The organism is Streptomyces sp. NPDC050842, from assembly GCF_044456565.1.
Lineage (GTDB): Bacteria > Actinomycetota > Actinomycetes > Streptomycetales > Streptomycetaceae > Streptomyces.
The window spans coordinates 114,995-128,495 of record NZ_JBITGA010000015.1 but is presented as its reverse complement, the minus strand read 5'-3'; the positions used below and the strand labels follow the sequence as shown (position 1 = coordinate 128,495).

Genomic DNA, 13,501 nt, shown 5'->3' with positions numbered 1-13,501 from the left:
CCGCTGCGCCAGCTGGGCCCTGGCCAGCCCGCTGACCGCCGACGAGGCGACGCCGGCGGAGGAGAGGGGATTCTTCGTGTACCCCGAACTGATCGGCGAGCCAGCGGAACGCTCCGTCTCCGCACTCGTCGCGCGGGCCGCCCCGCCGGGCTCCGAGCCCAAGGAGGGGGACCAAGAGACTGGCGGGTGGCGCGCCGAGCAGACCGGGCTCGCGACGCCCGGCACCGCCCCTCTCCTCCTGCCGTCAGTCCCCCTCGGCTTCGAAGGTGCGCAGCAGATCGGCGGCGACGCTCACGGCGATCGTCGCGGGTTCCTTGCTGGTGATGTCGCCCAGCCCGATCGGCGTCTTGATCCGGTCGATGGTGGCGTCGTCGTGACCGCCCTCGGTGACCAGGCGCTTGCGGAACCGCACCCACTTGGCCGCTGAGCCGATCAGCCCGACCGTGCCGAGACGGGACGTGCGCAGAGCGGCGTCGCACAGGGCGGCGTCCTCGGCGTGGTCATGGGTCATGATCAGGACGTGGGTGCCGTGCGGCAGCTCCTCCAGCACCTCCTCGGGCAGCAGCGGTGTGTGATGCACGCGTACCTGCGCCACCGCGTCGGCCAGCACGTCGAGCCGGTCCTTGGTGAGCATGCCGGCGCGGGTGTCGATCAGATGGAGGTCGAGGTCCTGGCGTGCCAGGATGCGCGCCAGTTCCAGCCCGACATGCCCGACGCCGAAGATCGCCACCGCCTGTACCACCGGCAGCGGTTCGAGTAGCACCAGGACCGTCCCGCCGCAGCACTGCACGCCGTGCCGGTTGACCACCTTGTCGTTCAGCGCGAAGTCGATCAGTTCCGGTTGTGGCCCGGCCGTGGCGATCATCTCCCGGGCCCGGTCGATCGCGACGGCCTCGACATTTCCGCCACCGATCGAGCCCCAGGTCTCGGTCTGTCCGACGACGAGTTTCGCACCGGCGTCGCGCGGGGCGTGGCCGCGCACGGTCGCGACGGTCACCAGCACGCCGGACTCCCGGCGTGCCCGCAACCGCGCGACCGCGGCGACCCACGTCATGTCAGGCACCGCTCAGCGCTTCCGCGTCGGTGCGGAGTCGGCCGTCGGCGGCCTGCTCGTCCCCGGTCGGCCCGTCCCCGGCGTGCCCGTTGCGGGACGGATCGCCGTGCCGAGCCGCATCGCCGTGCCGAGCCGTCTGGATCGCCCAGTACACCGCCTCCGGCGTCGCGGGCGACGCAAGCTCGACACCGACCCCGCCCGGCCCGAACGCGGCCGCGGCCTGCCGCAGTGCCTCGCGCACACAGAACGCGAGCATCAGCGGAGGCTCGCCGACCGCCTTGGACCCGTAGACCGCGCCCTCTTCGGTGGCGTTCTCCAGCAGCGTGACGTTGAACTCCTCGGGCATCTCCGAGAAACTCGGCAGCTTGTACGTGCTCGCGGCCTGGGTCAGCAGCCGGCCGCGGTGCGGGCCGTCACCGGTGTCCCAGCGCAGGTCCTCCAGCGTGAGCCAGCCCGCGCCCTGCACGAAACCGCCCTCGACCTGACCGATGTCGATCATCGGGGACAGGCTGTCGCCGACGTCCTGCACGATGTCCACCCGCCGGATGCGGTAGGCGCCGGTGAAACCGTCGACCTCCACCTCGGCCGCGGCAGCCCCATGGGCGAAGTACTTGAACGGTGAGCCCCGGAACGTCTTCGCGTCCCAGTGCAGCCCCTCGGTCCGGTAGAAACCGGCCGCCGACAGCTGGACCCGCTGGAAGTACGCGGTGCGCACCAGGTCGTCCCAGGCCAGCTCCGCGTCGCTGCCCAGAGCGCGCGCGACGCCCTCCACGATCCGGATGTCGCAGGCACTCGTCCCCAGCTGGGTGGCGGCCACCTGCAGCAGCCGCTCGCGCAACTGCTCGCAGGCGTTCTTCACCGCCGCACCGTTCAGATCGGCCCCCGCGCTGGCCGCGGTGGCGGAGGTGTTGGGCACCTTGTCGGTGCGCGTCGGGGCGAGCCGCACCTTGTGCAGCGGGATGCCCAGCGAGGTCGCGGCCACCTGCAGCATCTTGGTGTGAAGGCCCTGGCCCATCTCGGTGCCGCCGTGGTTGATCAGGACCGAGCCGTCCTTGTAGATCAGCACCAGCGCGCCGGCCTGGTTGAAGGCCGTGAGATTGAACGAGATCCCGAACTTGAGGCCGGTGACGGCGAGCGCCCGTTTGGTGTGCGGGTGCTCGGCGTTGAAGGCGGCGATCTCACGCTCGCGCTCGCAGACGCGTGCGTCCGCCTTGACCTGGTCCCAGACGGCGGAGATCCGCTCCGGGTGGACGACCGGCTGTCCGTACGGCGTGGACTGACCCGGCCGGTAGAAGTTGCGCTCGCGGAGCTCGGCCGGGTCCAGGCCGAGCAGCGGCGCGCACCGGCCCATGATGTCCTCGATCACGAGCATGCCCTGTGGTCCGCCGAAGCCGCGGAAGGCGGTGTTGGAGACCTTGTTGGTCCTGGCGATGCGGCCGGTGACGCGAGCGTGCGGAATCCAGTAGGTGTTGTCGATGTGGCACAGCGCACGGGCCACCACCGGCTCGGACAGATCGAGGCTCCAGCCGCCGTCCGCGGTCAGGGTGGCGTCCAGGGCCTGGATGCGGCCGTCGGCGTCGAAACCGATCTTCCAGGCGGCGTGGAAACCGTGCCGCTTACCGGACATGGTCAGATCCTGGGTCCGGTTGAGCCGCAGCCGAACCGGCCGGCCGGTCAGCTTGGCGCCGAGCGCGGCGACGGCGGCGAACCCGTGGGGCTGCATCTCCTTGCCGCCGAAGCCGCCACCCATCCGCAGACACTGCACGGTCACCTCGTGACTGCGCAGGCCGAGCACGTGCGCCACGATTTCCTGGGTTTCGGAGGGGTGTTGGGTGCTGCTCTGGACGAACACCTGATCGGCCTCGTCGACATGGGCCAGCGCCGCGTGTGTCTCAAGGTAGAAGTGTTCCTGATCGGAGAACTGGAACTCGCCGGTGAAGACGTGGGCGGAGTCGGCGAAGCCTGCGTCCACGTCGCCGGTCACCATCACGGGCCGGGCACCGTGGAAACTGTCCGCCGCGATCGCGTCCCGCAGACTGATCAGGGAGGGCCGCTCGTCGATCTCCACCTCGACGGCCGCCGCACCGAGCCGGGCCCCCTCCAGGGTCTCGGCGAGCACCCAGGCGACCGCGTGGCCGTAGAACATGACCTCGTCGGGGAAGAGCGGTTCATCGTGTTTCATCCCGGCGTCGTTGACGCCGGGCACGTCGGCACCGGTCAGCACGCGGACCACCCCGGGCACGGCGAGGGCCGGCTCGGTGCGCAGCGCGGTGATCCTGCCATGGGCCTTCATGACCTGGACCGGGTAGGCGTGCAGGACGTCCTTGGTGCGGTGGACCAGGTCGTCGGTGTAGAGCGCGGTGCCGGTGACGTGCTGGAAGGCACTCTCGTGCGGCATCGAGACGCCGACGACAGGATTCTCGGGGCGCTCGGACAGATGGCTCATGAGGAAACCGCCTCGGTGGTCTGGGCGTACAGCTTGAGCAGGCTCTGGCCGAGCATCGCGGAGCGGTAGAGGGAGCTGGCCCGATGATCGTCCATCGGCGTGCCCTCGCCCCGCAGCATTCCGGCCGCGGCCTCGACGGTCTCGGCCGTCCACGGCTCGCCCTCCAGCGCCGCCTCGGTGGCGAGGGCGCGGATCGGGGTGGCGGCCACACCGCCCAGGCCGATGCGTGCCTTGCGTACGGTCCCGTCCTCGACATCGAGCGCGAAGGCGGCCGCCACGCTGGAGATGTCGTCGAAGCGCCGCTTGGCGATCTTGTGGAAGGCCGTGACCGACGACAGCGGCAGCGGCACGCGCACGGCCCGGATCAGCTCGCCGGGGCGACGCACGCTCTGCCGGTAGCCGGTGAAGTACTCCGCCAGAGGGATCTCGCGCTCACCGTCGGCGTCGGCGAGCACCACCGAGGCCTCCAGCGCGAGCAGCACCGGCGGGGCGTCACCGATGGGGGAGCCGGTGCCCAGGTTGCCGCCGAGGGTCGCACCGTTGCGGATGAGCCGGGACGCGAACTGCGGGAACAGCTCCGCCAGCAGCGGGACCCTCCCGTCGAGACGGCGCTCGATCTCGGTGAGCGTCAACGCCGCCCCGATCTCGATGTGCCCGGATTCGACGCGCAGCTCCCGGAGTTCGGACAGCCGGTCGATCGCGACCACACAACCCGCCCGGCGGGAACGGATGTTGACCTCGACACCCCAGTCGGTGGATCCGGCGACCACCACCGCGTCGGGCCGCTCGCGCAGCACCCGCAGCGTCTCGGTGAGGGTGCCCATCCGGAGGAACACCCCTTCGTCCGCGGCGTATTCGGTGGCGACCGGGGCCGGCGGGTCCTGCTCGCGACGCCGCGCCAAGGGGTCCTTGTCGGTCGGCGCGCCGACGGCGAACGCGGCATCGCGAATCGGGCGGTAGCCGGTGCAGCGGCAGAGGTTGCCGCTCAACGCGTGCAGATCGAAGCCGTTCGGACCGTGCTCGGCGTCGGTGTTCCCGTCCGGGTCCTCGTGTGCGCAGCGGTCGGGCCGGTAGTACTCGGCCGCCATGCTGCAGATGAATCCCGGCGTGCAGTAGCCGCACTGCGAGCCGCCACGGACCGCCATCTCTTCCTGCACCGGGTGCAGGGTGGGCGGCGTTCCGGGGTCGCCGGCGGTGGCCAGACCTTCGGAGGTGATGATCTCCTGACCGTCGAGTGCCGCGACTGGCACCAGACAGGCATTGACCGCCACCCAGTCGGTGGGCTTGTGCACCCCGGGACGGGCCACCAGGATCGAACAGGCACCGCACTCGCCCTCGGCGCAGCCCTCCTTCGAGCCGGTGAGCGCCCGCTCGCGCAGGAATTCCAGCACGGTGGTGTGGGGTGAGGCCGGAGCGAGGGGTGTTTCTTTCCCGTTGACCGTGATCCGCGCCCCTACCATGACGGGCCTTCGTTTCGGTGCGCGAGCGGTCGGTTCATCATGTTCGCCAATTTCAGGCAGCTTTCTGTGTTCAGGGGCGCCACATGCCGGAGGCGGGCGCGAAGGGGCACGTGACAGCGACGTGCCAGAAGGTGGTGAAAGGAAGATCAGCAGGTGCCACGGAAGGGCACGTCAGAACGGCGAGTCAGCAGCCGTGCGCGATACGACCCGGCACCCAGACCGTGGTGTGGGCGAGGCGACTCAGATCAGTGGCAGTGCACATCCGCTGGTCGCCTCCTCTCGGTCGTGGTGGGTCTACGTCGACCGCAAGTTAGTTGCTGACATCACCGAGGTCAAGAGGGCACCGCCCGCCGCGGAGGAATCGATCTGCGGGCGGTCTCGGTCAGCTTCGACGAGCGCGCACGAGGGGGCGTAGTGGAACCAGCAGTTGGGTGCCGGCCTCCCGGCTGGTCCACCGTGCGCACGCCGATACCGGGGCGATGCACATCGTGCTGGACGAGTCGGCGATGGCGGCGGCCGGGGGCCGACTCGCCTCTTCCCTCCGTCTCGCCGCGGACGCCGGCGGTGTCCCGCAAGTGCGGCCGTGCCGTGACCCGAGACCGGCTCGATGGGGTCGGGAGCACAGGCGACGTACGACCCGCTGATCGAGTGGGCCGGGCAAGAGACCGCCGGCGTCCGAACCGTCACTTCTTCCTGCTCGAGCCGTGACCCCGTACGGGATCGGACGTTGAACTGATCATGAAAATCCGCCGTATGACCTTCGCGCTCGCCGCAGCAGCTCTCCTCGCGGTGAGCCTTCCCGCTTCCGCCTCAGCCGCGGAAGGCGTCCTCGTCGTGAACGGCGCCCCGTACGAAGACCCCAGTGGCTGCTACGCGGTCGACTGGTTCCCCTCGTCGGTGACCAACAACACCGATGCGATCGCCGAAGTCCACTCAGGCCCCGACTGCACCGGCCAGGTGGAGTGGCTCGTGTACCCGGGCGAGACGTACAACACGGAGACCGCGCAGAGCGTGTTCATCCTCTAGACCACGCGCCTGCGGCGAGGGCGACACGCCTGCCCCCGACTGAAGGTTCCCAGCCCATGGGGGCCATCGGTGATGGTCGGCGTGCGAATGACATGGCCCTTCGCCGTCACTCGGGCTCGTCGAAGTGGACGGTGCCGTCCTCGTCGAGGCGCGGGTGGAGCGCCGCGGGGGTGTGGTTGGTGGTGTCGGACGGGCGTGGGCCTTCCGGTCCGTCGGGGCCCCAGCGCAGCAGGCGTCGGGAGCGGGCGATCCGGTAGACGGTGCCGTGGGCCTCGACCTCGTCGCACCGGCCGGCACGCAGCCTGTCCGCGGCTTCCGCAAATTCTTTGAGTTCCGCGACCGCCGCTTCGGTGTTCCCGGCGGCCGGGTGGCGGGCGTCGACCGTGCGGTCGGCGTCGTAGGAGATCAGGCCGCGGGTGCGTGGTTCCATCCAGGTCAGGGCGAAGTCCAGGGTGCGGCGTGCGTCGTGGGCGGTGGCTTGGAGCCCGCTGCCCGGGGACCAGGGGCCGTTGCCGGTCCGCTCGACGATCAGGAAGGCCGCCGGCATGAGCAGGACGTCCGGATGGCTTTCCACGGCCCGTGCGGAGTCGGACAGGACCGGGGCGGGGAAGCGGGTGCCGCTGTAGGCCAGGGGGCGCAGGGCGACTCGCTCCGCCGCCTGGAGCGGGGAGAGGGGTGCGTCCGGGTCCAGGACGAGGCCGTCGTCGACCCGCGGGCTGCGGGCGCCGGCGCCGGGGCTCCAGTCGGGGGTGAGGGGTTCGGGGTCGGTGGGCCGGGGCGCTTCAATGTCGCCGTGTGCGTCGACGGCCGCGTATTCCTCGGCCCGCACGACGCGGTAGCGGATGTCGAGCACGGTGAGCTCGTCGACGTACTCCTTCTCCAGCCGGGCGACCGCTGCCAGCAGCGCGCGCCGTTCCTTTCTGCTCGTCGCCTGATCCTTCGCCCTGAACCAGAGCAGGGAGTTCAGCGCGTCGCGGGCCTGCTGCGGACAGCCGTGGGTGACCTCGACGACCACCCGCCACCGCCGCCCGTCATCCTCGCTGTGCGCAGCGACACCGAACAGCGGGCCCCGCACCGCCAGGGCGCTGTGGCGTACCGCGGCGTCGAGGGCATCGGCCTCCATCGCGGCCTCTACCGGCTCCACCGGAACCCTCACCACCACCGGCCACTCCCCCGGCCCCGCATCCTCTTCGCTCACGCCACCATCGTGGCGGCCCCGGTGCGCTCGCATCGCGGATTCACCGGATTTCCGCCTCGGTCGTGGGCAGCGGGGACATGGCGGGCGCGGCGGTAGCTCGCGGTGGTGGGGGTCTGCTGTGCGTACAGGTGTCCGGCGCCGAGGGCGCAGCGTTCCCGGGTGAAGGTGGCCTTTCGACCGGGCCGTCCTTGTAGACGGGTCTGATGAGGTGCCCGTCGCTGAGGCGCCACTGCACTGCGCTGACCAGCGGTTTCACCGGTCCAGGGAGAGTTTGTACAGCTCCGCGAACAACCCGGCCGCATCGAGGAGGGATTCGAAGGTCCCCGACTCCACGATCCGGCCGCCGTCGAGGACGACGATGCGGTCCGCGATGCGGGCGTTCTCCAGGTTGTGAGTGACGAACACGGCGGCCTTGCTGTCGGCGCCGTCGGCCGCGCGCGCGGCGTGGAGCAGCGGGGTGTCGTCGCTGGTGCGGGGCTGGCCGAGGTGGATGTTGGCGCGCAGGTCCATGGGCCAGCGGGTGTAGTCCTGTGGCACGAGTCCGACCTTCGACCACACGCTTGTCGGGTCGGCTTCGGCGAGATCGGTGTCGTCCCAGGTGACTGTGCCGGTGGTGGGGGTGGCGACCTCCAGGGCGATCAGTGCGGTCTCCGGCGCCACAGTGGCCGGGGAAATCGCGGTGTTCACGTCGCCCAGCAGGTCGCGTACCCGCTCGCCGCACCAGGGCGGTGCGACCGGCGTCCGCGGCGGCTCGCCGGGGGTGCGGCGGGCGCGGGCGACCTCGTCGCCGCCGAACCCGGCTGCCACGGTGTGGATGCCGCGGGCGCGCAGGGCCTGGGCGAGTGCGTCGGCGGCCTCCAGGTGCGGTTCGTCCAGCGGGCTGACCGCCTGCGCTGGACAACACGCCCTGGTTCGTACGCGGAGTCGCCAGCGGGGACATCATCAAGGTGGAGCTCGATGGCGACGGTGTCTTCTGGGCCGGTGAGACGGTCCAGCCGTCTCAGAACAGCACGATCCGGCTGATCGTGCTGAAGGGATCGAGCGGTACCGCATGGTCGCACCGGATGTCCCGCCGGACGCGGATCTGCCGCGGATCCGCAAGCTCCTGGAACACGGCGAGGGCCAGGGATGGTGGCACTGGGAGGAAGGTTGTGTCACTGCCGCCTGGAACGCCACCGGCTCAGGGCTGAGGTCCGCGAAGGCCAGCACGGACCTCGGTCCACTCGTTGTCGGACGGGTACGCGGCGAGGCCGGCGTGACGTATCGGATCAGCGGCAGATGTGAGCGGGCCAGGGGTGGGCGGGTGTGCCCTGGCGTGGTGACGGGTCGGGCGCGGCAGGAGGTCGGGGCTCGAACTGCCGCGCGGCTCTATTTGGCGAGTTGACGGATGGGGTCGTGGGCGTCGCGGTGGCTCATGGCGTGGGCGTCGAGCGTGCGGGCGTTGTCGAGATAGGTGGCGTTTCGGGGCGACGCGCCGTTCACCCAAGCGGGCTAGCGTGCACGTCAGGTTCGGTTCAGTTCCCCACCCGGCCGGTGTCGTACGCCCACATCGCGATCTCGACCCTGTTTCGGGCGCCGATTTTGGTCAGCAGGCTGGCGACGTGGGTCTTGGCGGTCGTCAAGCCGATGAATAGCTCGGCGGCGATCTCGGCGTTCGTGCGGCCACGGGCGACCAGCGTCAGCACCTCCTCCTCGCGTTCGGTGAGCGGCTCGATCGGTTGGGTCCGTCGGCTCGACGGTTCCCTGGCGGCGAGGGTGGCTAGCAGCCGCCGGGTGATGTTCGGCGCGATCAGGGCATCGCCGACGGCGGCGGCATGGACGGCCTGGACGAGCAGCTCCGGCCCGGCGTCCTTGAGCAGAAAGCCTCGGGCGCCGGCCCGGAGCGCGCCCTGGACGTACTCGTCGAGGTCGAATGTCGTGATCACCACTACCGCGATCGGGTCCGGGACGCCCCGCCCTGCGAGGAGCTCGGTCACCTCGATGCCGTCGAGCCCGGGCATCTGGATGTCGACCAGGCACACGTCGGGGCGGAGCCGATGCGCCAGCTCGACGGCGGCGTGGCCGTCGGCGGCCTGGCCGACGACCTCGATGTCGGGCTGCGCGTCAAGGATCATCGACAGGCCGGTGCGCACCAGATCTTGGTCGTCGGCCACCAGAACGCGCACCGTCATCGGCGTACCTTCGTCGGCAGTTCGGCGTCGACCGTCCACCCGCCCTCGGGCGCAGGCCCGGCACGCAGCGTGCCGCCGAGCAGCTGCACGCGCTCGGTCATCCCCAGCAGCCCGAAGCCGTGGTTCACCGACCGTGCCGGGTCGGTCTGTCCGTCGTCGGTCACGCGTAGTCGCAGCCTTCCCGCGCCCTCTACGACCCGGATCTCCACACGCGAGGCGTTGCGGGCGTGCCGCAGGGCGTTGGTCAGCGCCTCTTGCGCCAGCCGGTAGACCGCCGCGTCGACCTGGGGCGGAAGTTCGTCCAGGTCGTCTGACAACTCTACGTCGACGACCGGGACCGGGTCGCGTCGGGCGAGGGACACCAGGTCGGCGACGCCGGGCTGGGGAGCGTACTCCGCCGGCGCTCCGTCGCGCAGCACCCGGACCATCGCCCGCATCTCCGCGAGCGTCCGCGACGCTTCCCCTTCGATGACCGCCAGCGTCTCGAGCGCCGCTTCCGGTCGCTGCCCGGCCATCGCCCGGCCCGCCTGCGCCTGCACGGCGATCGCCGAGACGTGGTGGGCGACCATGTCGTGCAGCTCGCGCGCGAGGCCGACCCGCTCCTGGCTGCGGATCTGGTCCAACGCCCGGCGCCAACTCTCGGCGCGGTAGCGGAACGCCGCTCCGCCCGCCGCCGCCGCCGCCAGGACGGCGAACCCGCCGAAGAGCTCGGCCGGCCCGGTGTGGTCGGTCGCAATGCTGAATACCGCAGCGACCGTCACCACCGCCAGCCCGATCACGATCTCGCGCCCTGAGCCCCAGCGGACCAGCGCGTGGACGAGCACCAGGATGTAGATCATCGTGTTCAGGCCCACGCCCGGGATCCCGCCCAGCAGGCTCGCCAGTCCCAACGCCATGGCGGTGCCGAAGCCCACCACGACGCAGACCAACGGGTGGGTACGCCGCCACAGCAGCACCGGCGCAAGTCCGACCGCCACGATCGTCGCGAACGGCCGCCAGGCGACGTCGTCCCGGAGGACTCCCTCGAGCAGCGCCGTCACCATCAACACCGCGACCAGCACCCAGTCGCGCGACACCCGTTCGGGAGCGTCCGTGGCGCGGGGCTCGGCCCACAGCGAGCTCAGGGCGTTGGTCATCACACACCTAGCCTACGGACCGCCGAGGTGTCGGGGACCGACCGAAAGAACGAGACGCCGCTCCTCCCGACGGCCGAGGCGGGTCCGGCCTCGACGCCGATGTGCCCGCCGCCGGGCTCAACGATCGTGGACCTACCGATCCTCACCACAACCACGGAGCCCATGATGAGGACACGTCAACCCACCGCCACACTGGAAGACCAGCGGATCCCGGTGAGAGCCAAGCTCGCCGCAGCGTGGACAAGCTTCATGTTCCTGTACGTCTACGTGGACATTCTCGCCTTCTTCAAGCCCGGCGTCATCGAAGACATCCTGGTCGGCGTCGTCTGGGAGTTCGACATCAGCCAGACGTTGTTGACCGTCTTCCTCGCGCTCATGGCGATCCCGATCCTCATGGTCGTGCTGTCGATGACGCTACCCGCCCGGGCGAACCGCATCACGAACCTCATCGTGGCCTCGGTACAGATCCCCTTCGCGGCATTCAACGCGGTGGGCGAGTCCTGGAGGTACTTCTACGGCCTTGGCGTCGCACTGGAAGTGATCGTTCTCGCCCTCATCCTGCGGTACGCCTGGACCTGGCCCCGCACCGCACCGTCGGCGACCATGGCGACCAGCCCGGACCGTGAAACCGTTCGCGCCCAGCAGCAAGCGTGAACCCAAGAGCAGTCCCCGTCCTGTTCGGAGCCATCTGCCTCGGTGCCGCGGTGTGGGCCTCCTGGCGGTGGGACACCAACTACCACGGGGACGTCGTGTAGGGGCCTTCCAAGGCCCCTACCGGCAGGTCAGGTCATCGGATGCGCACACAGGTCCCACCGCATCGTCGACACCGACCCCGAGCGCGGCAACGTCGTCGTCCGCGTCACTGGCACCCGCCACGGTCGGGACGGGGGTCAGCCGCAAGTCCCGATGACGGCTTCCGGTCGTCGAGGCGGAAGCGCCCTCAGTGAGGGTGGTCCGGATTGTCGGCGGAGCTGGTTGATCTCCTCGTGCTGGGCGGCGAGTTGAGACAGGGCTCGCTTCTTGAAGTCGGTCAGGTCCTCGATCGTCGTGGCCTGCTCGGCAAGGCGGTGCTGCAGGGCTCTGTTGGCGGCTTTCAGCCGGTCGATCTGGGCGTCCCTGGGGTCCGACGCGCTGCTGCGCCTGTGCGGGACCGACCCCGGCCGCTGGCATGCTGTGGCCGAAGCCCTGGCGTCGAAGAGGGGTTTCGATGAGCCCTTCGGCGACTTCCTCGACCGCATGAGCTCGCCGCCCGCACAACGCGCGCTGAGCGGTGCGGCCAGGCTCGTTCCGCAATCCAGGCAGGCCGCCACCCATGCCGCGGGCAGCAGACAGCAGCGGGTCCGGCGCCGGCCCCAGCGGTGGAGAGGCCCTCTTCCCCACGGCTCTCGCGTGGGAAAGAGGTGTCCTCGTCGCGGGAAGGCTTGCCCACCCGCGCTGACCAGGAACAACAGACGGTGTCCGATTTGACCGGCTCCCACCTCCGGCAACACCTCCGGTCCCCCGCCGCATGCAACCGTCCAGACAACGGTTCAGCCTCCCTCCGGTGCAACCCTGTTCGCGGCCGCTCGGGGCCGGGGCAGGCGCGGCGGAGGCCACACCGGCTCCCAGCACCGGACCGCCCACCGCTCCGCGTGCGCGAAGACCCGGGTGCGTTCGGTGAGCATTGGCTCAGCCGCACGAAACTGCCCCGCGATATCGCAGGCACCAGATCCTGTCTGTCGGGTGTCGGTGACGGGACGCGGTCGGATTCCTTACGCTCTTGCGCATTCCGCCGACGAGGTCGCTCACGGCATGCCTCACCCACGGGGCCGACTGCACCGCGTCTAAGATCAACCGGCTACAGAACAACCACAGGGGGCGTGATGACTGGTCAGGTCGCCGCAGTGAGCCGCGACGAGATGTACTCGTTCAGCAAGTCCAATCGCGATTTCATCACTCTGCTCACGGGGCTCGGAGTGGAAGGAGACGTCCACGCAGGCGAGACGATCCGCCACCAGTTCCGTATGACCTACGAGCCGGACCTGCCCAACCTCCGTCAGGTCCACCTGATCCACGAGGAACTCTTCGAGGAGCTCGCGCTCAAGGACTTCGAGGTCTCCGCGGGCCAACTCGGCGAGAACATCACCACGCGCGGCGTGGACCTGCTGGGCCTGCCCACCGGCGCTCTGCTCCATCTCGGAGAGCAGGCGGTTCTCGAGGTGACGGGACTGCGCAACCCGTGCTCGAAGATCAACGACTTCCGCGAGGGGCTGCTCGGCGAGGTCTTCGCCATCGACCCCGTGTCCGGCGAGTTCACGTTCAAGTGTGGCGTCATGGCTGTGGTCCGCCGTGGAGGGATCGTCCGCCCCCACGATTCGATCCAGGTCGAACCCCCGCCCCTTCCCCACCGCCCACTGGAGCGGGTCTAGAGCACCTGCTTCTGACCTAGGCAGCCAGCGCGTGACGCCGGGGTCGCGCCGGGCCCCGGGAATGCTGATCCCGGCGCTCGCGGACTGCGGCATGCAGCGGGCGGTGTCGGTCGCCCCAACGTCTTGCTACTGGAAGTGTTCATGCCTCGCCGGTCATCGGGCGAGATCAGGGCGCAGCTCCCGCGACGCCGAACGCATCATCGGCGGGCACCCGTGATCGGCGGACTGTCCGCTGCTACGAACGGGCAGATCGCACGGTTCGAAGTTCAGTACAAGTTGCCTTCCGGTCACGTCGCAGACGCCTTCCGGGCATGGGCGCTGGCGCTTCAGCCATGGCCAGACCATGGCCCCAATCACGGGTGCGGAACCACCATCTGGAGGGACAGACACGCGCGAACACTGTTGGAAGGTGCAGCCTCGGCTATGAATCGCAAGGCACGCCGTGAACTTCTCGGAGCGGTCGCACCCCTGGACGACCGCTTCTTGGCACGGACTCTGCCAGATCCGTTCTCACCACCCACAGATGTTTGGTGGAAGCGCCGCCTCGCGGAGTGAGTCCTCTCAACACGGCAGGCACGCGGAGCACTGCTACTTCTCATCAA

Annotated in this window: 10 protein-coding genes and 1 pseudogene; 4 read left to right on the top strand and 7 right to left on the bottom strand. The window is 70.0% G+C overall.

Annotation, left to right across the window (positions count from 1 at the left end):
* Positions 1-244: 244 nt before the first annotated feature.
* The 3 genes from xdhC to ACIBG6_RS36710 are packed head-to-tail and all read right to left on the bottom strand — an operon-like array spanning position 245 to position 4,960.
* Positions 245-1,054 carry a xanthine dehydrogenase accessory protein XdhC gene (gene xdhC, locus ACIBG6_RS36720; RefSeq protein ID WP_399227097.1) on the bottom strand — a complete coding sequence of 270 codons (810 nt, stop codon included), beginning with the start codon at positions 1,052-1,054 and terminating at the stop codon, positions 245-247.
* Between the two features lies 1 nt (position 1,055).
* Positions 1,056-3,500, bottom strand: coding sequence for a xanthine dehydrogenase molybdopterin binding subunit (gene xdhB, locus ACIBG6_RS36715; protein WP_399227096.1), 2,445 nt, complete (start codon positions 3,498-3,500; stop codon positions 1,056-1,058).
* Positions 3,497-4,960: a xanthine dehydrogenase small subunit gene (locus ACIBG6_RS36710; protein ID WP_399227095.1), complete on the bottom strand. Its 1,464-nt coding sequence runs from the start codon at positions 4,958-4,960 to the stop codon at positions 3,497-3,499. The genes xdhB and ACIBG6_RS36710 overlap by 4 nt, the downstream gene beginning before the upstream one ends.
* Before the next feature lie 753 nt (positions 4,961-5,713).
* On the opposite strand from ACIBG6_RS36710, the gene ACIBG6_RS36705 reads away from it, so the two are divergent.
* Positions 5,714-5,986, top strand: a complete 273-nt coding sequence (locus ACIBG6_RS36705) for a hypothetical protein (RefSeq protein ID WP_399227094.1) — start codon at positions 5,714-5,716, stop codon at positions 5,984-5,986.
* A gap of 106 nt (positions 5,987-6,092) precedes the next feature.
* Here the strand turns inward: ACIBG6_RS36705 and ACIBG6_RS36700 are convergent, their stop codons facing one another.
* Positions 6,093-7,184: a DUF5954 family protein gene (locus ACIBG6_RS36700; protein WP_399227093.1), complete on the bottom strand. Its 1,092-nt coding sequence runs from the start codon at positions 7,182-7,184 to the stop codon at positions 6,093-6,095.
* Between the two features lie 252 nt (positions 7,185-7,436).
* A complete protein-coding gene (locus ACIBG6_RS36695; protein ID WP_399227092.1) occupies positions 7,437-7,991 on the bottom strand; it encodes a hypothetical protein in 555 nt (184 codons plus the stop codon).
* A 140-nt stretch (positions 7,992-8,131) separates the two neighbouring features.
* Here ACIBG6_RS36695 and ACIBG6_RS36690 point away from each other — a divergent pair.
* Positions 8,132-8,568, top strand: a pseudogene (locus ACIBG6_RS36690) (hypothetical protein).
* Positions 8,569-8,698: 130 nt separating this feature from the next.
* Here the strand turns inward: ACIBG6_RS36690 and ACIBG6_RS36685 are convergent.
* Together ACIBG6_RS36685 and ACIBG6_RS36680 are read right to left on the bottom strand one after the other, a co-directional pair.
* The gene (locus ACIBG6_RS36685; RefSeq protein WP_398561193.1) at positions 8,699-9,355 is read right to left on the bottom strand and encodes a response regulator; all 657 of its coding nucleotides are present in this window, start codon (positions 9,353-9,355) and stop codon (positions 8,699-8,701) included.
* A complete protein-coding gene (locus ACIBG6_RS36680) occupies positions 9,352-10,491 on the bottom strand; it encodes a sensor histidine kinase (RefSeq protein WP_399227091.1) in 1,140 nt (379 codons plus the stop codon). Before ACIBG6_RS36680 ends, ACIBG6_RS36685 begins: the two co-directional genes overlap by 4 nt.
* Before the next feature lie 27 nt (positions 10,492-10,518).
* Between ACIBG6_RS36680 and ACIBG6_RS36675 the strand changes: the two genes are divergently transcribed.
* Together ACIBG6_RS36675 and ACIBG6_RS36670 are read left to right on the top strand one after the other, a co-directional pair.
* The gene (locus tag ACIBG6_RS36675; RefSeq protein WP_399227090.1) at positions 10,519-11,145 is read left to right on the top strand and encodes a DUF6326 family protein; all 627 of its coding nucleotides are present in this window, start codon (positions 10,519-10,521) and stop codon (positions 11,143-11,145) included.
* Positions 11,146-12,353: 1,208 nt separating this feature from the next.
* Positions 12,354-12,899 (top strand): MOSC domain-containing protein, encoded by a 546-nt coding sequence (locus ACIBG6_RS36670; RefSeq protein WP_399227089.1) that lies wholly within the window; start codon positions 12,354-12,356, stop codon positions 12,897-12,899.
* Positions 12,900-13,501: the final 602 nt, after the last annotated feature.

Bases quoted from the DNA above. Each gene is read 5' to 3' on its own strand.
- ACIBG6_RS36710 (WP_399227095.1), bottom strand. From the start codon at position 4,960: ATGGTAGGGGCGCGGATCACGGTCAACGGGAAAGAAACACCCCTCGCT.
- ACIBG6_RS36685 (WP_398561193.1), bottom strand. From the start codon at position 9,355: ATGACGGTGCGCGTTCTGGTGGCCGACGACCAAGATCTGGTGCGCACC.
- ACIBG6_RS36705 (WP_399227094.1), top strand. From the start codon at position 5,714: ATGACCTTCGCGCTCGCCGCAGCAGCTCTCCTCGCGGTGAGCCTTCCC.
- ACIBG6_RS36680 (WP_399227091.1), bottom strand. From the start codon at position 10,491: ATGACCAACGCCCTGAGCTCGCTGTGGGCCGAGCCCCGCGCCACGGAC.
- xdhB (WP_399227096.1), bottom strand. From the start codon at position 3,500: ATGAGCCATCTGTCCGAGCGCCCCGAGAATCCTGTCGTCGGCGTCTCG.
- xdhC (WP_399227097.1), bottom strand. From the start codon at position 1,054: ATGACGTGGGTCGCCGCGGTCGCGCGGTTGCGGGCACGCCGGGAGTCC.
- ACIBG6_RS36670 (WP_399227089.1), top strand. From the start codon at position 12,354: ATGACTGGTCAGGTCGCCGCAGTGAGCCGCGACGAGATGTACTCGTTC.